The organism is Chryseobacterium sp. SORGH_AS_0447, assembly GCF_030818695.1.
GTDB lineage: Bacteria > Bacteroidota > Bacteroidia > Flavobacteriales > Weeksellaceae > Chryseobacterium.
In genome coordinates, this window is record NZ_JAUTAR010000001.1 from 2,133,584 (window position 1) to 2,154,789 (window position 21,206).

General features: G+C 41.5%; 13 protein-coding genes. 11 read left to right on the top strand and 2 right to left on the bottom strand.

Going from position 1 to position 21,206, the window contains the following annotated elements:
• Window positions 1-114 precede the first annotated feature (114 nt).
• The 6 genes from QE422_RS09940 to bglX all read left to right on the top strand — a co-directional run bounded on the left by QE422_RS09940 (window position 115) and on the right by bglX (window position 10,728).
• Entirely contained in the window at window positions 115-2,934 is a 2,820-nt protein-coding gene (locus QE422_RS09940; protein WP_307457489.1) for a SusC/RagA family TonB-linked outer membrane protein, read from the top strand.
• Between the two features lie 4 nt (window positions 2,935-2,938).
• Entirely contained in the window at window positions 2,939-4,402 is a 1,464-nt protein-coding gene (locus QE422_RS09945; protein WP_307457491.1) for a RagB/SusD family nutrient uptake outer membrane protein, read from the top strand.
• Window positions 4,403-4,496: 94 nt separating this feature from the next.
• Entirely contained in the window at window positions 4,497-5,891 is a 1,395-nt protein-coding gene (locus tag QE422_RS09950; RefSeq protein ID WP_307457493.1) for a glucoamylase family protein, read from the top strand.
• 59 nt (window positions 5,892-5,950) lie between these two features.
• Window positions 5,951-7,336, top strand: a complete 1,386-nt coding sequence (locus QE422_RS09955) for a glucoamylase family protein (protein ID WP_307457495.1) — start codon at window positions 5,951-5,953, stop codon at window positions 7,334-7,336.
• Window positions 7,337-7,557: 221 nt separating this feature from the next.
• Complete coding sequence (locus tag QE422_RS09960) at window positions 7,558-8,238, top strand: prolyl oligopeptidase family serine peptidase (RefSeq protein ID WP_307457497.1); 681 nt, start codon at window positions 7,558-7,560, stop codon at window positions 8,236-8,238.
• 162 nt (window positions 8,239-8,400) lie between these two features.
• On the top strand, window positions 8,401-10,728 hold the full coding sequence (gene bglX, locus QE422_RS09965; RefSeq protein WP_307457500.1) for a beta-glucosidase BglX: 2,328 nt from the start codon (window positions 8,401-8,403) through the stop codon (window positions 10,726-10,728).
• A 457-nt stretch (window positions 10,729-11,185) separates the two neighbouring features.
• Here the strand turns inward: bglX and QE422_RS09970 are convergent, their stop codons facing one another.
• Together QE422_RS09970 and QE422_RS09975 are read right to left on the bottom strand one after the other, a co-directional pair.
• Complete coding sequence (locus tag QE422_RS09970) at window positions 11,186-12,355, bottom strand: iron-containing alcohol dehydrogenase (protein WP_307457503.1); 1,170 nt, start codon at window positions 12,353-12,355, stop codon at window positions 11,186-11,188.
• 66 nt (window positions 12,356-12,421) lie between these two features.
• Window positions 12,422-13,306 carry a helix-turn-helix transcriptional regulator gene (locus QE422_RS09975; protein ID WP_307457506.1) on the bottom strand — a complete coding sequence of 295 codons (885 nt, stop codon included), beginning with the start codon at window positions 13,304-13,306 and terminating at the stop codon, window positions 12,422-12,424.
• Window positions 13,307-13,693: 387 nt separating this feature from the next.
• Here QE422_RS09975 and purB point away from each other — a divergent pair, with 387 nt between their 5' ends.
• The 5 genes from purB (at window position 13,694) to QE422_RS10000 (ending at window position 21,099) form a co-directional block, all read left to right on the top strand.
• A complete protein-coding gene (gene purB, locus QE422_RS09980; RefSeq protein ID WP_307457510.1) occupies window positions 13,694-15,121 on the top strand; it encodes an adenylosuccinate lyase in 1,428 nt (475 codons plus the stop codon).
• Between the two features lie 94 nt (window positions 15,122-15,215).
• Window positions 15,216-16,184 carry a WG repeat-containing protein gene (locus QE422_RS09985; protein ID WP_307457512.1) on the top strand — a complete coding sequence of 323 codons (969 nt, stop codon included), beginning with the start codon at window positions 15,216-15,218 and terminating at the stop codon, window positions 16,182-16,184.
• Window positions 16,185-16,399: 215 nt separating this feature from the next.
• Window positions 16,400-20,095, top strand: a complete 3,696-nt coding sequence (locus tag QE422_RS09990) for a phosphoribosylformylglycinamidine synthase (protein WP_307457514.1) — start codon at window positions 16,400-16,402, stop codon at window positions 20,093-20,095.
• Window positions 20,096-20,108: 13 nt separating this feature from the next.
• Window positions 20,109-20,465, top strand: coding sequence for a ribonuclease inhibitor (locus QE422_RS09995; protein WP_307457517.1), 357 nt, complete (start codon window positions 20,109-20,111; stop codon window positions 20,463-20,465).
• Between the two features lie 16 nt (window positions 20,466-20,481).
• Complete coding sequence (locus QE422_RS10000) at window positions 20,482-21,099, top strand: GDSL-type esterase/lipase family protein (RefSeq protein ID WP_307457519.1); 618 nt, start codon at window positions 20,482-20,484, stop codon at window positions 21,097-21,099.
• Window positions 21,100-21,206: the final 107 nt, after the last annotated feature.

Genomic DNA, 21,206 nt, shown 5'->3' on the forward strand with positions numbered 1-21,206 from the left:
TTTATAATTTTGGCTAATGTCTTTTTTTGAGAACACGCAGAATCTTCTCGGAAAAAGTATGAAAAGAGGGATCTCTTTTCATAAAAACTGATTGTACGAATAAAATAAAACTATATGAAACAACGTGATTTAAAGTATTCATGCCTCATTGCCGTACTCTATTTCGGAATGAACGTGAATGCACAAACTACACCAAGAGATACTGTTGCAAAAGAGCAGAAGATTGAAGAGGTGGTGATGATTGGGTATGGAAGCAGAAAAAAAGTGGACAATACTACATCAATTAGTTCAATTAATGCTGATGAAGTAACAAAAACTAAAGTTTTGAATGCTACTCAAGCCATTCAGGGAAAAGCGGCAGGTGTACAAGTTATGGCTTCCGATTCACCTGGATCAACACCCACAGTAATGATTAGAGGGTTGGGAACTGTTTTAGGTGGAAGAACACCATTATATGTGGTTGATGGTATGTTCATGGAAAATATTAATAATATTAATTCCAATGATATCCTGTCTTACGATATCTTAAAAGATGCAGCTGCACTAGCTATTTATGGAAATAGGGCTGCAAATGGAGTTATTATAATTACCACAAAATCAGGAAGAGGAAAACTCAGCATAGAGTATGATGGTCTTATTGGTATACGAACTCCCTTAAAAAAAGTCAAGATGGCGAATTCGAGTGAGTTTGTAAATTATAATAATTTAGCAAATAGCTATCTAACTCCTCCTGGAAGATCATTTTCTACAAATCAGCCATATAATACAGATTGGTTTAAGGAAATTACTAGAACTGGTATTTATAACCAACATAATGTAGCTATATCTGGTTCATCAGAAGCAGCTAAATACTTTTTTAGTTTAAGTAATTATGATGAGCAGTCAATTCTTAAAGGCACTGATTATAACAGAACTACTATTAGAACAAATAATGAGTTTAAAATTTCTAAGAAAATTACTTTATCTCAGAATTTAAGTGTTGCATTTACAAATGTCACACCAAAACCATTTAGTGCATTTACGGCAGCTTATAAACAGTCTCCATTAGTTCCTGTATACTATCCTTCTGGTCAATATGGCCAACCAATTTATGACGCCAATGGTAATATAAGTTATTCTGGAAATAGATTTAATAACGTAGCTAACCCTGTTAGTCAGTTAGACTTTAATAATGAAAGAAATAAAAGTATGCTGATGCAAGGTGGGCTTAAATTAGATGTAGAAATTCTTAAAGGTTTGAAATTTACTTCTCAATTCTCTGGAGAATATTCAAATTATAAAGCTTACAGCTATACAGATGCCTTAGGAATTTTCCTAGCTGGAGATCCTACTCGAATTGAATCACAATTTACAGATAGTGCGAAAAATTTACTTACAAATACCAAGGAAGATTATTACAACTGGATATTATCAAATGTATTAAATTATAACAGAACTTTTGGAAATCATAATATCGATGCGATTATAGGTACAGAGGCTTCTGTAAAAAATGGAATTTCCGGTACATTTGTTTCCAGAAAGAATTTGGGCAATGTCTCAAATTATTGGAATCTTGAAGGATCGAATTATATTAATGATATTGTTGTATTTAATTCTACCCAAGGTAATAGAAATACTACTCTTTCTTATTTTGCGCGTGCACAATATAAATTCATGAATCGCTACCTCCTTAGTGCAACAGTAAGAAGAGATGGATCATCTCAATTTGCTGACGGCAATAAATGGGGAACATTTCCATCGTTTGGAGCTGGATGGGTAATTTCAGAAGAATCATTTTTAAAGGATGGACCATTTAATTTACTTAAGTTAAGAGGTGGATGGGGAAGACTTGGAAATCAAAATGTACCGTTAAATTATCTGCCTCTAGCATCTGGAAATTCTTACAATTATGCTTTCGGCGCTAATCCGGTAAGCAACGGAATTACAATCAATAAAGGACTTGATCCTAATTTAGGATGGGAGATCACCGAAGAATCTTCTTTAGGACTGGATTTTGGAATTTTAAATAACAAATTAACAGGTACATTAGATGTATATAACAGAGAGACAAAGAATCTTATTCTTGATGTCTCAAATTATCTTACTTCCGGACAAAGTGATAAATTTAATTCACACGTTGGTTCTGTAACAAATAAAGGTATAGAAGCATCCTTAAATTGGTCAGATCGAGTAGGAGAAGATTTCACGTATTCGATTGGTGCTAATTATTCTTATAATAAAAATGAGCTTACTCGTGTAAATCAAGCTAATATTTCTCCAATAAACGGAGGTAGTTTAGGTAATGGACAATGGACGAAATTATTTGATGCAACAACCGTGGGACATGCATTGGGTAGCTTTTATCTTTGGGAATTTGATGGTTATGATGCTAACGGAAACCTAAAATACAAGGACAATGATGGTGATGGTATTACCGGATCAGCCGATGCGGATGATAGAAAATATTTTAATTCTTATATACCGAAATCTACTTTAGGAGTAAATATTTCCATGGCATATAAAAACTGGGATTTTAACCTTAGTGGTTATGGGGCTTTTGGATTCAGTGTGTACAATGGTAAAAAAGCGCAGCGGATTTCTGGAGAAAATGTGGAGGCTTCCGTAGCTAATGATTATTGGACGGCATCTAATACAAATGCAGCCAATCCACGCCCTTATACAACCATTCCTATTGCTTCTACATTCTTTTTAGAAAAAGGAGATTATTTTAGAATTAATAATATTTCAGTAGGTTACACTATAAAAGATATTGCAAATTCTGTAAAATCGATAAGATTATATGTAAGCGCAATTAATCCTGTAATCTTTACAAAATACTCAGGATTCAATTCTGAATTAAATGCTGATGGAAATCCTTACAATCTTACAGGAATTGAATTGGATTCTTATCCGTCACTTAGAACTTTTGTATTTGGTTTAAATGTTAATTTTTAAAAAAATGAAAAATAAATATATAATAATATCTGCCCTAATTTTAACAGGCGTTTTTAATCAAAGCTGTAGCGATGATTTTATAGATGTGGCACCTACTCAACAAGTTAGTGCGGAAGATTTATCATTATACAATAATAATGCAGGCGCTACCAGCTTCGTAAATTCTATTTATGCTAAGTTTTTAGACTGGGATATGAGTACATTTTCGTGGATCGGTGTAACGTCAATTACTTCAGATGACGCTGATAAAGGTAGTACTCCAGGAGACACCGGATCTGATAAGGATATTTTGGATGCTCTTACTTTTACTCCTTCCACACCTTCTTTTGAAAGTTTATTTTCTTCAAATTATCAAGGAATCAACAGATGTAATCAAGCGCTTAAATATCTTCCTCAGTTAGATAAGGCTGATACAAATCTAAAAACTAGGTTAGCTGGTGAGGCCAAATTCCTTAGAGCTTTTATGTACTTTACTCTAGTACGATCTTTTGGAGGAGTTCCATTAGTAGATCATGTTCCAACTTCTAGTGACGCAGATGTTGAAATGCAATTGACAAGAAAAAGTAAAGAAGAAATCTATGCTTTTATAGAAAAAGATTTAATAGAAGCAGCAGCAGCACTACCAGATAGAACTGCTTACGGAGGAGCTGATATAGGGCGTGCTTCTAAAGGTGCAGCTCATGCATTGCTTGCTAAAGTTTATCTTTATCAGAAGAAATATCAATTGGCTATTGATCAGTGCAATCTTGTCACAGGATATTCTTTAACACCTAATTTTATCGATATTTATAAAGTTTCTGGTGAAAACAATGCTGAGTCTATTTTTGAAATTCAAGGTTCAGGTATTGAAACAGGAAAAGGAATTCAACAATATACACAGGTACAAGGAGCTAGAGGTACAGGTGGTTGGGGCTGGGGCTTTAATACTCCTACTCAAAATCTATTTGACGCGTATACCGCTGAAGGTGATACTGAAAGGAGAGATGCCACAATTATCCGTAGAGGTATGACATTATATGATGGACGAGTTGTTGGATCAGATGCTGATAATGAATATTATAACTATAAAGCCTATTCTTCGTCATATACAACGCAAAGTTCAACAGATACTAATATTCGTTATCTTAGATACGCAGAAGTATTACTAATTAAAGCAGAGGCTTTAAATGAATTGGGGCAAACTTCTACAGCAATTCCATTGTTAAATCAAGTAAGAACCCGAGCAAATATTGCGAATACAACCGCAACCACACAATCAACTCTTAGAACTGCAATTTGGAAAGAAAGGAGATTGGAGTTAGCATTTGAGCATGACCGATGGTTTGATTTAGTTAGGACAGGACAAGCTCAGTCGGCATTGGCTGCTAACGGTAAAACATTTATAGTTGGTAAACATGAAGTTTTTCCTTTGCCACAAAGATTTATAACTGAAGCTAAAGGACGTTCTGCACAGAACCCAGGATATTAATCCATAATAGCTATATTGGAAATTCCTCCTAATAAGGATAGCACTCATACTGCATAATAAGGCCTAGAAATAGGCCTTTTTTTACAAACTGAATATGAAAAAGACAATCGTAACAATATTATTATCAGGATTGATATTTAGCAGTTGCTCATCCGATGATTCTTCACCTGGCTCGGGTACACCTTTGGGTGGAAATAATGGGAATACGGAAACACCAAATAATTATTCAGATGCCCAACTCGTAGAAATGGTCCAGAAAGATGCTTTAAAATACTTTTGGGATTATGCGGAAACCAATTCAAAGTTGGCACGTGAGAGATATCATACTGATAATCCGTCTCAGGATGCCAATATCGTCACGACAGGAGGTTCCGGTTTTGGACTGATGACAATTCTTGTAGGTGTAAAAAATGGTTATATCTCAAGAGCGGAAGCCGTTTCAAGGCTTACGACATCACTTAATTTCCTTCAGAATGCCAATCGTTTTCACGGGGCTTGGCCGCACTGGATCAATGGAACCAATGGGCAGGTCGTTTCGTTTAGTCAGTATGACAACGGCGGAGATTTGGTAGAAACCGCTTTTCTGGCTCAGGGATTAATCTGTGTAAGGGAATATTTTAAAACTTCTTCTGATGCTTCGGAATTATCACTTTCCCAGAAAGCCGATGCGCTTTGGAAAGGAGTAGAGTGGAACTGGTATACCCAGGGGCAGAACGTTTTATATTGGCATTGGTCTCCGAATTATAATTTTCAGATCAATATGCAGTTAAAAGGCTTTGATGAAACATTAATGACTTATATTATGGCTGCTGCTTCGCCGAACTATTCAATTAATAAGTCTGTTTATCAGCAGGGGTGGGCAAGAAGTGGAGCAATCAAAAATATGGGATCTCAGTACGGGATTCCTTTAATCGTAAATCATAACGGAGCCAATGGTACTGTTGGACCGATGTTCTGGTCACATTATTCATTTTTAGGATTGGATCCGAGAGGTTTATCGGATGAATATGTTAATTATGGAGATGCTACGACCAATCATGCAAAAATTATGTATCAGTATTGTATAACTAATCCTAAAGGATGGCAGGGCTACAATTCAAAAAGTTGGGGGCTTACCGCAAGTTATTCCAGAAATTCGGATGGCTCTACCGGTTACTCAGCACATCAGCCTAATAATGATTTAGGCGTAATCTCCCCAACGGCAGCACTTTCAAGCATGCCTTATACCCCTACTGAAAGTATGAATATGCTGAGGTTTTTATACAATGAAAATTACAATAAATACGTAGGAGTTGCAGGACCATACGATGCCTATTCCGTTCAATACAATTGGGTGACTCCAAGATATCTCGCAATCGATCAGGGAACTATTGCACCGATGGTTGAGAATTATAAGAACCAGTTTTTATGGCAATTATTTATGAATGCTCCGGATATTAAACAAGGGTTCATAAAATTAGGTTTCCATTCAACGCAATATGGATTTTAATTAACCAGAACTTTGTCAAAGATTTTAAACTTTGACAAAGTTTTTAAGAATTTTTGATAATGAAGAAGATCGTTTTTACATTCGCAGTTGCTGCAGTAATGATATCCTGCAAAAACACGCAGTTTCAAAACACCCAGCAGTCCAAAAAACAAACCGTCAAAAACAACATCACCGACACCCAGCTCCTGGACCTTGTCCAGAAAGAATCCCTGAAATATTTCTGGGACTATGCAGAACCAAATTCTAAGCTTGGCAGGGAACGGTATCATGAAGACGACATCTATCCGGATAACGATAAGCATGTGGTTACCACGGGCGGTTCCGGATTCGGGCTTGCGACTGTTTTAGTAGGGGTGGAACGGGGATTTGTACCGCGTAAAGAAGCTGTGAAACGGTTGACCACCATGATGGATTTCCTCGCAAAAGCCGACCGCCACAAAGGGGCCTGGTCCCACTGGATAAACGGCGAAACGGGGAAAACAGTGCCGTTCGGGAAAAAAGACAACGGTGGGGACCTGGTAGAAACGGCCTTCCTCACTTCCGGAATCCTGATGGTCCGCGAATACTTTAAGAACGGAAATGCAGAAGAAAAAGCACTGGCCAATAAATGCGATGCGCTTTGGAAAGGCATCCAATGGAACTGGTACACCAAAGGCGGCGAAAAAGTCCTGTACTGGCATTGGTCTCCGGATTATCAATGGGAAATGAATTTTCCGCTTCAGGGATACAATGAGTGCCTGATCACTTATATTTTAGCGGCTTCATCACCTACCTATCCGATTGACGCCGAAACCTATTACAAAGGCTGGACAAGAAATGGAACCTACCTTTCAGACAAAGAAAAATACGGGCTCCCGATGTATGTAAAGCACAACGGCGCCGAAGAATACGGCGGTCCGCTCTTCTGGGCCCACTATTCATACATCGGCCTGGATCCTACAAACCTCTCCGACAAGCTTATAAAGAATTACTTTGATTTAAATAAAAATCAGGTGATGATCGATTACAAATACTGTGTCGAAAACCCGAAACACTGGAAAGGCTATGGCCCGGATTATTGGGGATTGACAGCTAGCTACTCCAGAAACCAGGATGGTGGAGTGGGGTATGATGCTCATTTCCCGCAAAACGATCATGGAATAATTACACCGACCGCAGCATTGAGCAGTTTCCCCTACACGCCGAAAGAATCAATGGACTTTTTAAGGTTTCTGTACACTCAAAAACCTGAATTCATCGGATCGGCAGGTCCTTATGATGCCAATTCCATCCATTACAACAACTGGACAACCCCAAGGTATCTGGCCATCGATCAGGGCACAATTGCGCCGATGATCGAGAATTACAGGACCGGGTTTTTGTGGAAGCTTTTCATGAACGCTCCCGAAATCCGGAACGGACTGAAAAAGCTGAGCTTTACCTCTGAAAAATATAACATCAGGTAGCCCGTTAATATAATTTTTAGTAATTTGAAGCTGTTTCCCGCTTTCCGCTATTACTCCTCGCTCACCTTTCAGGTGCGCTGTGGGGTAGCCGCTGCAATCGGGGCTAAAAATAACAGCAACTCATCAACGTTCTTCCGGATACAGAAAGTCCGTAGACCAAGACAAAATAAAAATAGCTTCAGCCAAAACAGAATATTCAGATGAAATTAAAACTAAATTATTTGCCGTTCATATTACTGCCGTTTTATTTAAGCTTACAGGCCCAGGAAATAAAAGCGGAACTTAACAAAGAATTCAAAAGACAGGAAAAAATATCCTATATTCTGGATTATCCGCAGAATGCCAAAGGAAATGTCCCGCTCATCGTCTTCCTTCATGGTTCGGGCGAAAGAGGGAACAACCTGGAAATCGTAAAAGCCCACAGCCCGTTTACCTATAAAAACCTCATTAAGGAACCGGTAGCGATCCTGGCACCACAGTGTCCGGAAAATACCTGGTGGGATACGGTAACCATTTATAACCTCATTAAAGAAATCCAGTCTAAGTACAAAGTGGATCCTTCCAGGATTTACCTTACCGGTCTCTCCATGGGAGGTTGGGGAACGCTGAAGCTGGCGATGGAACATCCTGAAATGTTTGCTGCCGTCGTTTCGGTTTGTGCTCCGACGGATCGGGTGATGTATGCCAATATCCATCGGTACAAAGACCTCAACATGAAAATTTTCCACGGGGGAATGGATGATGTAGTGCTTCCGGAAAATGCCTTCAATTTTTACCAGAAACTGCATCCGGTAAACCCGTCGGCAGAACTTACCATCTTCCCGAACGACAACCACAATTCCTGGGATTCCACGTACTCCAATCCGGAACTGTATAAATGGATGCTGTCTAAAAGAAAGTAAAATAATTAAAGATACAAAGTTAAACCGTAATATCATTTGCTGAGTAGAACTCCTTTGCGAACAAAAAATATTCACAATAATTTAAACGTAACTTAGCGGACATAGCGTTTGAACTTATTAATTTAAATCAAAAAAGAAACTATAATTAAAGAAGATAGAGTAATGAAAAAGTTAATTGTAATCGCCACCTTGGCGCTGGCCCCTGTGTTTTCCGCGCAGGAAATGGTAACAAAACCGGTACAGGCGTATCAGACGGCACAGTATCAGGCGAAAAAGAAAGCCTTTGTCGAAAGCCTCCTGGCAAAAATGACGCTCGACGAAAAAATCGGACAGCTGAACTTACCAAGCTCTGGCGACTTTACCACCGGACTGGCAAAAAGCTCGGATATCGGTAAAAAAGTGGAGCAGGGATTAGTCGGAGGATTGTTCAACATAAAAGGAGCAGATAAAATCAAGGCCGTACAGAAAGTCGCGGTGGAAAACAGCCGACTGAAAATCCCTTTGATCTTCGGGATGGACGTGATCCACGGTTATGAAACCACTTTCCCGATTCCGTTGGGACTGGCTTCTTCGTGGGACATGAACCTCGTTCAGCAATCCGTAAGGGTGGCAGCAAAAGAAGCGGCGGCCGACGGCATCAACTGGACGTTCTCGCCAATGGTGGACATCTCCCGCGAGCCAAGATGGGGCAGGGTTTCCGAAGGTTCCGGGGAAGATCCGTACCTGGGAAGTGAAATTGCCAAAAACATGGTATACGGCTACCAGGGAAAAGACCTGGCTAACGGAACCAACATCTTAGCCTGTGTAAAACACTTTGCGCTGTACGGGGCAGGAGAAGCCGGAAGAGATTACAACACCGTGGACATGAGCCACGTAAGAATGTACAACGAATATTTCCCGCCATATAAAGCAGCGGTGGATGCCGGGGTAGCTTCCGTAATGGCTTCTTTCAATGAAGTGGACGGAGTGCCGGCTACCGGAAACCGGTGGCTGCAGACCGAAGTGCTGAGAAATCAATGGAAGTTCAAAGGCTTTGTCGTAACCGATTATACCGGGATCAATGAAATGGTGGATCACGGAATGGGAGATCTTCAGCAGGTTTCTGCTTTGGCACTGAAAGCCGGAATCGATATGGATATGGTGGGTGAAGGATTTTTAACCACCCTGAAAAAATCGCTGGCGGAAGGAAAAGTAACCCAGGCGGAAATCGATATGGCAGCCAGAAGAATCCTGGAGGCGAAATATGATTTAGGACTGTTTGACAACCCATACAAGCATGGCGATGCGAAATTAGCAGCGAAAGAAGTTTACAGCATGGAAAACAGAAACATCGCAAGAAATGTAGCCGCTCAGTCTATGGTCCTGATGAAAAACGACAACAATGTGCTGCCTTTGAAGAAATTAGGAACCGTTGCTGTGATCGGACCATTGGTCAACAACTCGATGAACATGGCCGGAACCTGGAGTGTGGCCACCAAACATGCTATTTCCGTAAACCTGATGCAGGGTCTCCAGGCAAGCTATGGCAAAGATGTGAAATTCCTTTCTGCAAAAGGGGCGAATATAGACTATGATGCCAAACTGGAAGACATCTATGCAGCCCACGGCAAAAAAACCGACCGTGACAGCCGTTCGAAAGAAGCGCTGCTAAAAGAAGCGGTAGACGTAGCTAACAAAGCCGATGTCATCGTGCTGGCAATCGGGGAATCCGCTGAAATGAGCGGGGAATCCTCTTCCAGAACCGAAATCACCATTCCGCAGTCACAGGTAGACCTGCTGAACGAGCTGAAAAAGACAGGAAAGCCGATCGCCATGGTATTGTTCACGGGCCGTCCGCTGGCTTTAACCAATGTAAAAGATACGCCGGATGCCATCCTGAATGCCTGGTTCCCGGGTTCTGAAGCAGGAAGCGCCATCGCCGACGTCCTTTTCGGAAAAGTAAATCCGTCCGGAAAACTGCCGATGACGTTCCCGAGAAGCTTGGGACAGGTGCCGATCTATTACAACGCCAAGAATACCGGCCGTCCTTTGGATCAGAAGCTGGTCGACAAATGCGAATACCAGAGATTCCGTTCCAATTATATGGACGAGTGCAACACCCCGCTGTACCCGTTCGGATACGGATTAAGCTATACGAAATTCAACTATTCCGATATGACCGTTTCCAATGCCAACCCGAAAGGCAACCAGACGGTGCAGGCTTCGGTAACCATTACCAACTCCGGAAACTATGACGGGGCAGAAGTCGTTCAGTTATACATCAGGGATATGGTGGGAAGCATCACCAGACCCGTAAAAGAACTGAAAGGCTTCCAGAAAGTCATGCTGAAAAAAGGCGAATCCAAAAAAGTAACCTTCGACATTACACCGGAAAACCTGAAGTTCTACAACGGTGACCTGAAATACGATTGGGAGCCGGGAGAGTTCGATATCATGATCGGGACCAACTCCTCAGACGTACAACATTCAAAAATCAACTGGACCAGATAAATCCTAAGAAAGCCGCTCATCAGAAGCGGCTTTTTTTGTCTGATCATGTAAACAGCAAAACAAACAATGCATTCAAGTTCACTCTTACACGCTAAGAAAGTTCCGGAGGAGTGATCAGTTAATAGCGACAAATCATCATTTTTCTTTAGGAGCTTTTCCCGCTATCCACTGTATCTTTTTCGCCAGCGCCCGTTCCCGCCGCAAAAAAAGGATGCCGTTCCTATCGGGGCTAATGATAACAGACCGCAAAAAACCGGCAGATTCTAAAAACCTGCCGGATATTGCTTTTTAAAGATTAAATGTAAATAACGTGAATTCGATAATATCCTATCTACTTTCAAAATAAAGAGCGTCAGATGAATCAGTCAAAATTTGGTTTGTAGTGTTGGCGGAAAACTTCCAGCCTCCAGCTTCCTTCTTCCAGCCTTTTCACCTGCTTTCTGCTTCGATGTTGCATCTATCCCGCAACAACAGCCTCCTCAGCATAGACCGCCCCTTCGTAGCACGCATTGTAAATCGCTTTCAGTTCTTCCAGGGAAGGAACTCTCGGATTAAAGCCTGTGCAGGGATCAGCCAGCGCATTGGCCGTAATATAATCAAGATTCTTCTCCCAATCCGCTTTCGTAATCCCGAAATCTTTGATCGCCGACTGGTTGTTTACTTCGGAACGGAGGGTTTCAATAGCCTGGGCCAGATCTTCAGCAGTTTCTTTACCGATAATCTTTGCCAGATCAGGATAACGCTCTGTTGCCTGCGCGTTGTAACGGATCACGTTCGGAAGGAAAATGGCATTGGATGCCCCGTGAGGAATTCCGTACAGTGCACCAACCTGGTGAGACAGCGAGTGAACAATTCCCAGCCATGCATTGTTGAATGCCAGGCCTGCCATAAAGGAAGCATCATGCATATTCTGACGGGCCGTGATATTGCCCGGATTTTCTACCGCTTCTTTCAGATTATCGAAAACGATCTCCAGGCCGCCTTTAGAAAGTGCATCTGCAATATTGTTATCGATGTTGGAAACGTAAGCTTCCACACAGTGGGTGAGGGCATCAAGTCCGGTATTGGACGTTACATGCGCCGGCATCGAAGCACAGATCTCACCGTCAACGATCGCAATATCCGGAGTTAACTCATAAGAAACGATCGGGTATTTTACCCCTTTTTCTCGGTCGGTAATCACGGCAAGGCCTGTTGTTTCAGTTCCGGTTCCGCTGGTGGAAGGGATGGCGATAAAGCGTGCTTTTTTTCTCAGGACAGGAACCGTAAACGGCTTGATCATCGCATCAAAATCCGCATCAGGATATTCGTAAAATACCCACATGATCTTAGCCGCGTCAATAGCGGAGCATCCTCCCAGCCCGATGATCCAGTCCGGTTCAAAATTCTGCATGATTTCAGCACCTTTCAGGCAGGTTGCAGATGACGGGTCTTCTTCGACCCCTTCGAATACCCGGGTTTCAATACCACCTTCGTTAAGGTAAGCAATAGCCTTATCCAGTGTTCCGCTTTTTCTCATTGAGCTTCCACCGGTTACGATAACCGCTTTTTTACCGTTGATATTTTTTAGTTCTTCAAGCGTTCCCGCACCGTGGAAAACTTCTCCTGCAATAAATAATTTACTCATTTTCTTTCTGATTTTTGATAGGACAAAATTAGCCAGGCAGAAATGAGTGGTGTTATACAAACAGGACTACGCGTTATACATTTGCGCCAGTTCTTGCTGAAGCTCGGTCGGTGTTTCTTTGAGTTTCGCTTTGACAAACTTGTTGAGGGCAGACGGAGAATTGAAGCCCAGATCAAAAGCAATTTCCTTATGAGAAAGATCGGAAAACATCAGCTGGCGTTTTATTTCCATCAATATCCTGTTGTGAATGGCCTGGATGGCGGTTTCGCCGCAATGCTTCTTTGTAACGGCATTCAGCTTTTTCGGAGTGATGGCAAGCTCGCCGGCATAATATTGAACGGTCCGGTACTGCTTGTACTGTTCATTCAGTAATTTTTTAAACCGTACATACAATGGTTTGTCAGCCGTATCCTTATGTAAAACGGGATGCAGGCCATGAACCGATTCAATTAAGCCCAAAAGAAAAATCTTGATCCGGAATCTCGCCTGTTCTTTTTTGATCAGGCTCGGTTTCTCATAAATGATCTGGATATTCTGAATCAGCTGATAACTTTCTTTAAAATCATCCGGAGAAAGAATCGTGCAGTTCAGCTGCGTGGAAAGATTTACATTATAGGTACTCAGCTCGTTCTTCAGAATATCGGAACAGAATAAAATCTCTTCAAACAGGATGATCTTTCCTTTAGCATCATGGCTCAGATCCGAAACAAAATGAACCTGTTCCGGAAAGACTACGGAAATTTTGCCGGCCTTCAGCGGATGGATCTTCGATTCGATATGAAGGCTGAGGGTTCCGCTTTCCATAACAATGATCAGGAAATGGTCTTTTTTATGGGGTCTTGTATAATTTTTCAGATATTCTTCCGTCAGATCAAATACCCGGAAAGACAGGTTTCGGTCTTCCTCTTTTTGAATATTATTTTTAATTTCTAATTTCTTCAGACTGCCCATTCTATTTCATTATTGTTTAAAACAAAGCAGCAAAGGTAAAACAAAACATTTTAAATGCAGGAGGTTGATATCAATCCTTGATGGGAAACAATTGTAAAGCCATACATGTGAATGAGCAAAAAAATATTCCGTAGGAATATCATCTGTGTAGAAAATAACAGTTTTCCAATGTATACCGCACGCCGTAGGTGTGCTATTTTAAGAAAGACTGTAGCAAAATTAAATATACTGGACTTCGCATTTGTTTTATTGATATAAATTCTATCCCTCGTTAAGGCAGATCAAATCCATTCATAAAATACAGTTGAGGAATATAAATCAGTAAAGCAGGATTTTCATCTCTCGCCGAAAAATCTTATTTTTGCATACCTAAAAGTAAAAGAAAGAATGAATTCCTACAAAAATCCATTGGAAGAGCGCTACTCCAGTGAAGAAATGTTATTTAACTTCTCACACAATAACAAATTCCGCACCTGGAGAAAACTTTGGATCGCGCTGGCTGAAATCGAAAAAGATTTAGGCCTTGACATCACCGACGAGCAGATTGCAGAACTGAAAGCCAATGCTGAAAACATCGATTACGATAAAGCGGCAGAATACGAGAAAAAGTTCCGTCATGATGTGATGGCGCACGTTCATACCTATGGAGATGTGGCTCCTTCAGCCAAAGGAATCATTCACCTGGGGGCAACTTCTGCGTTTGTAGGGGATAATACGGACCTGATCCAGATCCGTGACGGACTATTAATTTTAAAGAAAAAATTAGTAAACGTTATCAAAAACTTAGCGGACTTCGCTATCGAATACAAAGATCTTCCGACTTTAGGATTTACCCATTTCCAGCCGGCACAGCTGACGACCGTTGGAAAAAGAGCAACCCTTTGGTTACAGAGCTTGGTGCTTGATATCGAAGAGCTGGATTTCTTCCTGGAAACTTTAAGATTCAGAGGTGTAAAAGGAACGACGGGAACTGCGGCAAGCTTCCTGGAATTGTTTAACGGAGATTATTCCAAAGTAAAACACTTAGATAAGGAATTGTCGAAAAGATTCGGTTTCGAAAAAGTGTTTGGGGTATCCGGACAGACCTACGACCGTAAAATTGATGCTAAAGTGGTTGCCTTATTAGGAAATATTGCACAATCTGCTCATAAATTCACCAACGATTTACGTTTGCTTCAGAACCTGAAGGAAATTGAAGAACCGTTCGAGAAAAACCAGATCGGTTCATCAGCCATGGCTTACAAGCGTAACCCGATGAGAAGCGAAAGAATCGGAGCCCTGGCAAAATATGTAATGTCTCTTACCACCAGCTCTGCAATGGTCGCTTCAACGCAGTGGTTCGAAAGAACACTGGATGATTCTGCCAACAAGAGGTTAACCATTCCGCAGGCATTTTTAGCAGTAGATGCCATTCTCTTGATCTGGAACAACATTATGAATGGAATAGTAGTGTATCCGAACAGAATCAACAAACATATTATGGATGAGCTGCCTTTCATGGCAACGGAATACATCATCATGGAAGAAGTGAAAGCCGGTGGCGACCGTCAGGAAATCCACGAAGTAATCCGGGTTCACTCCATGGAAGCTTCCAAGCAGGTAAAAATGGAAGGGAAAGAAAACGACCTGATCGAAAGAATCCTCAACGACGAGTCCTTAAAATTCGATAAGTCGAAACTGAAAGAAGTACTGGATCCTAAAAACTTCATTGGTTTTGCCCCGATCCAGACGGAAGAATTCATTAAAAACGAAGTACAGCCGATCATCGATCAGAACAACGACCTGATCGGACTCGAAGCTGATCTTAAAGTATAACACCATATGCAGCCCTTTTGGGCTGCATATTTACTTTGTCAAAGCTTCAAGTCTTTGACAAAGTTTAAAATTAAACCATCATCTGTCTCGGCACATGAATAAATTATTCGGAGCTCTTTTATTGATACCCATGCTTTCTTTTTCCCAGCAGAAAGAGATGCTGAAGTATTTTAAATCGAAAGACTCTTTGGTTGGCGTTAAAGATCAGAACGGCAAGATCATCGTTTCGGCGCAGTTTAAAATATTTTCCTTTCTGAAAGACGGCGAACCTATACAAGGGGAAACCATTTATTTCGACGGACCGAAGCAAGACGAAGTCCCGGAAAAAAATGTCTGGGGCTATGTCTATGACCGGAAAGGCAATTTCCTGTACCGGCCCTTTGCGTATGATAACGGAGCCGATTATTTTTCCGAAGGCGTAAGACGGTTTATCAAGAACGGGAAAGTTGGTTTTGCCGACAGAAACGGCAAGGTGATTATTGAAGCCAAACATGATTTTGCGTCACCTTTTCATTACGGGTATGCGGCTTACTGCGACGGCTGCGACTGGGAAAAAACGGAAGATGAACATAAAGCCATTATAGGCGGAACCTGGGGTGTGATGGATTTCAAAGGTCAGATAGCTCAGCCTTTGGCAAAGTCAGCAAATACGGTTGAAGTGAATGGGAAATATTATCCATATCCGTTTTCCTATACCCAAAAGGAAAAAAAAGTTCTCCAGTTTTTTGAAAAGCAAAACAAAAAGCTTTCGGACATCTACTATGTCAATCATTATGAAAGGTTATCGGAAGAAAATAAAAAATTATATTTCGAAATCGTTGAACGTCCGAAAGAAAATTTTCCTTTTTATCAGGTAAACGCTTATGATTACCGGAAAGCAGAAGCCGGATTGCCCGGTTTAAAGTTTCTGGTTTCGGAAAATGACGGGAAAGTTTTCGCCCTCGAATTTGATGATGAAAAAATTCCTTTTGAAACATGGCTGGAAGAACAACGGAAGCAGGCTGTAGAATTTCAGAAAAAACATCCGGATGCACCCAATAAGTTGAATGAACTACAAAAATAATGATGATAAAAAATGAGAGATTGTTGTAGATTGTCGCATCACCGATGCGACAATTCAGGACACTTGTTTATTTTGACAATCATTCCTTAGGAATGAAATCTGTGTAGAAATATAGGACATGCATTCCATAGGAATGCTATCTTTGTAATCACAAAAATGGCAGATGCCAGAAAACATTGAAATAAAAAATAAATCTAAATAAAAACTGACATCTAATGTCTCAAAACAAAAGAATTTTCGTAGAAAAAAGAGGAATTTTCGATGTGGAAAGTCCAAAAATTTTTGATGAAGTAAAAGCAGTGGCACCTGCGGTACAGAAAGTGAAAGTGTACAATGTATACGATATCTTCGGGCTGAACGACGGCGAATTTGAAAAAACAGTCAATAGCACGTTCGTAGATCCGGTAACGGATATCCTGCACGAAGAAAATCCGGCTTCATCCATCCATTTTGCTATGGAGTTTTTACCTGGTCAGTACGACCAGCGTGCAGACTCTGCACAACAATGTATTGCTTTGCTTACAGAAAACGAGAAATCGAAAGTAAGAAGCGGGAAGCTTATCGAATTTGAAGGCATTTCAGAATCGGACCTTGTAAAAATCAAAGACCTTCTGATCAACAAAGTGGAATCTCAGGAAAAAGATTTATCCATCCTGGATATTCCTGCAGAGGAAGCACCATCAAAAGTTATCATCCACGAAAATTTCATCAGTTTTGATGATGCGCAGCTGGAAAGTTTCTACAACAGCCACGGATTCGCCTTGGGTCTGGACGATTTAAAATTCATCCAAGAATACTTTAAATCTGAACAACGGAACCCGACGGAAACAGAACTGAGGGTATTAGATACCTATTGGAGCGACCACTGCCGTCACACGACTTTCGAGACGGAACTTTCAAACATTGAATTTGAAGGACAGTTTAAGCATACGCTGGAAACGATTTTCAACGACTATATCGAAAAAAGAAAATTCCTAGGCCGTGAGCTGAAACCGATTTCCTTAATGGATCTTGCGACGGTTTGCGCCAGATATTTCCATAAAACAGGCAACCTGGAAAACCTTGTGGTTTCTGATGAAATCAATGCCTGCACCATCCAGATTGAAGCAGAATACGACGGTAAGAAAGAGCCGTGGTACTTATTATTCAAAAACGAAACCCACAATCACCCGACAGAAATCGAACCTTTCGGAGGGGCTTCAACGTGTTTAGGAGGAGCGATCAGAGATCCTTTGTCCGGGCGTTCTTTCGTATTTCAGGCGATGAGATTAACCGGTGCGGCGGATGTGCTGGAACCGGTGGATAAAACCTTACCTGGAAAACTACCTCAAAAGACCATAACCAAACAGGCAGCTAACGGATATTCCTCTTATGGGAACCAGATCGGTCTGGCCACAACTATGGTATCCGAAATCTATGATGAAGGCTACAAAGCCAAAAGAATGGAAGTCGGTTTCGTAGCCGGTGCCGTTCCTGTAGATTGGGTGAGACGGGAGAAGCCGGAAGCCGGGGATTCTGTTATTATCCTTGGTGGTGCCACAGGCCGTGACGGCGTAGGAGGAGCGAGCGGAAGCTCAAAAGAGCAGGACGAAACCTCCATCCACACCATGAGTTCCGAAGTACAGAAAGGAAATGCGGTGGAAGAACGCAAAATCCAGCGGTTATTCAGAAACCCGGAAGTAACGAGGCTCATTAAAAAATCAAATGACTTTGGAGCTGGAGGAGTTTCCGTAGCCATCGGCGAAATTGCCGATTCCCTGGAGGTGAATCTGGATGTTTTACCCTTAAAATATGAAGGGCTGAACGGAACTGAGCTTGCCATTTCCGAATCTCAGGAAAGGATGGCCGTTGTGGTGGACCCGAAAGATAAAGAACAGTTCATCAAATTCTGTGAAGCGGAAAACATTGTAGCGGTTGAAGTCGCAAAAGTAACCGATTCCGGAAGAATGCAGATGTTCTGGAAGGGAGACAAAATTGTAGATCTTTCAAGAGAATTCCTGGACACCAATGGCTGTTCCAAGACTCAGGAAGCAAAGATCACGCACCTGAATGAAGTAAAAGAAGAAACACCGGCGTTTAACGAGGAGAATTTCTTAAAAATACTAAGCGATAAAAATGTAGCTTCCCAAAAAGGATTGCTGGAAATGTTCGATTCTTCGATCGGGGCGACTACGGTGGCAATGCCTTTAGGAGGAAAGTATCAGCAGACCCTGATGGAAGGAAGTGTTCAGACCTTACCGATCATCGGAGCAAAAGATATTGAAACCGTTTCCCTGGCAAGCTGGGGCTTCGATGCGGAGATTTCCAAGCAGAATTCACTGTTGGGAGCTTCGTACGCCGTAGTGGAAAGTGTGGCGAAAATCGTAGCGATGGGCGGCGATTACAAAAACATCAGATTAAGTTTCCAGGAATATTTTGAAAAACTGGGACAGAACCCTGAAAAGTGGGGTAAACCATTAGCTTCCTTACTGGGTGCTTATGATGCCCAGATGAATCTTGGTCTGGCTGCGATCGGAGGAAAAGACTCGATGAGCGGAACCTACCAGGATCTGAATGTTCCGCCAACGCTGATTTCATTTGCGTGTGCCAACGGGGAAAAGAAAAACATCATCTCTCCTGAATTTAAAAATGCAGGAAATAAAATTTATTTCTTCAATCATACCGCCCAGGAAAGCGGACTACCTGATTACGATGCCTTAAAAGCTGTTTTCGAACTGATCTTTGAAAACATCAATGCCGGAAAAATCGTTTCCGTAAAAACTGTAAAAGAAGGCGGTGTGGCCGTTGCCTTAGCCAAAATGAGCTTCGGGAACAGGTTAGGAGCTGAGATTAATGTCGAGGAAAATGCTTTGTTGTCTAAAAACATCGGAAGCTTAATCATCGAATCTAAAGAAGACTTAAGCTCCACTGATCTTCAGCTGATCGGCGAAGTGGTGGCAGATCAGGTTTTAACCATCAATCAGCAATCAACGGCGATCAGTACATTAGCAGCAGCCAATACCGGTACTTTTGAAAACCTTTTCCCAACGGTAGAAAAGGAAAAACTGACGGTAGAGCTGGATGAAAAGCTGAACTCCGTTAATCCGAGAAACATCATCATTAAAAAGCACGGCATTGCCCAGCCTAAAGTGTTTGCTCCGGTATTCCCGGGAACCAACTGTGAATACGATACGCTGAATGCTTTTGCCAAAGAAGGTGCCGCCATCAGCAGTTTACCGTTGATCAATATCAACCACCAGTTGCTGGAGGAAAGTATTGATGCCTGGGTAAAAGAAATCGCATCATCCCAGATTTTAGCGTTCTCAGGAGGGTTCTCCGCCGGTGATGAACCGGACGGTTCTGCGAAATTCATTGTCAACGTTTTAAAGAACGAAAAAATGAAAAATGCCGTTCACGAACTGTTGGACAGGGACGGAATGATCATCGGGATCTGTAACGGATTCCAGGCGTTGGTAAAATCAGGATTGCTTCCTTACGGACGGATCAAGGACCTGGATGAAAATTATCCCACCTTGGCTCACAATGCGATCCGAAGACATATTTCCCAGATGGTGAATGTGAGAGTTGTAAATGATGAATCGCCTTGGCTGAAAGGAATGAAAGACCAGGTATTCACTATCCCGATTTCCCACGGGGAAGGTCGTTTCATGGCTTCGGAAGCAGAAATCCAGAAGCTGTATGAAAACGGGCAGATTGCTACCCAATATCTGGATCTCGAAGGAAACATCGCCCACGGAATGCCATTCAACCCGAACAATTCCCTATTCGGAATTGAAGGGATTACAAGCCCGGACGGAAAAATCTTCGGAAGGATGGGCCACCCTGAACGTTTCGCCGAAGGATTGATGAAGAATATCCCAACTGCGAATTACCACAACATCTTTAAAAATGGAGTGGAATACTTCAAATAATAATAAACAAAAAATGACGGTCATCAATGGCCGTCATTTTTCTGATCTGGAGGGTTTCTACGAGGAAATTTCCCGGCTTTTTATGAAAGACGAAGATAGGAAAGTCGGGACACTGGACGGCTTTGATGATCTCCTGTATGGATTTCAGGGTGAAATCACCTGGAAAGATGCTGGGAAATCAAGAGAGGATTTAGGGTTTCATTTGACCAAAGAATTTTACGAAAATAAAATCAGGCAGGGAAAACCTTTTAACATCGCATTAATCCAACAAAAGCTTAATGATCTGATCGCAGGAAAAGGACAGACCCTATTTGAAATTTTAGTCGAAATTATACAGTCGCATCAAAAGATTACGCTAATTTTGAATTGATTTTAATACATAAAAAATGAAGTACGGATTATTTTTCGGGGACAGCATTACCTATGGAGAATACGATGGCGTATTCGGCGGCTGGGTAGATATTGTAAAGCGGTATGCTTTGCAAAAATACAATGAAGGAAGCAACGAGCTGATCCTCTTTAATCTGGGAATCGGGGGCGAAACAACCGAAGGACTGATTAAAAGGATTTCTCATGAGATGGAAGCCCGAAATTCTTCTGAAGGAAATGTGGTATTTATCAGCTACGGAGCTAATGATTTAGCCATAAAAGAAGGAGCAGCAATGGTGTCTCCGGAACGTTTTAAAACAAATATTTTAACAGCTGTGCAGAAAGCAAAACAGTACGCGGAAGACATTTACCTGATCAGCATTCTTCCGGTTGCTGAAAAGATAGACGGCGTAACAGTTGCCTCGGGAAAATTAAGGAGCACAGCCGCAATTCTCAAATATAATGAGATCCTGAAAGAGACCGCTCATGAAAATAAGATAACGTATCTGGACTTTTACTCCGGATTTGTGGATGATAAGGAAGTCTTGCTTTCCGGCGACGGTGTGCATCCCAATGAAAAAGGATATGGGATCATGGCCGAAATGGCGATCCCCATTATTGAAAGATATCTTTGATTCCTTTGGTTTATTAGCCACTGTAAATAATAAACACAAAATATAAATAGGAACAGGCTTTAGCCCAATGTCATTAAGTTAGTATTTTTTAGTGTTATGTTTTTGCT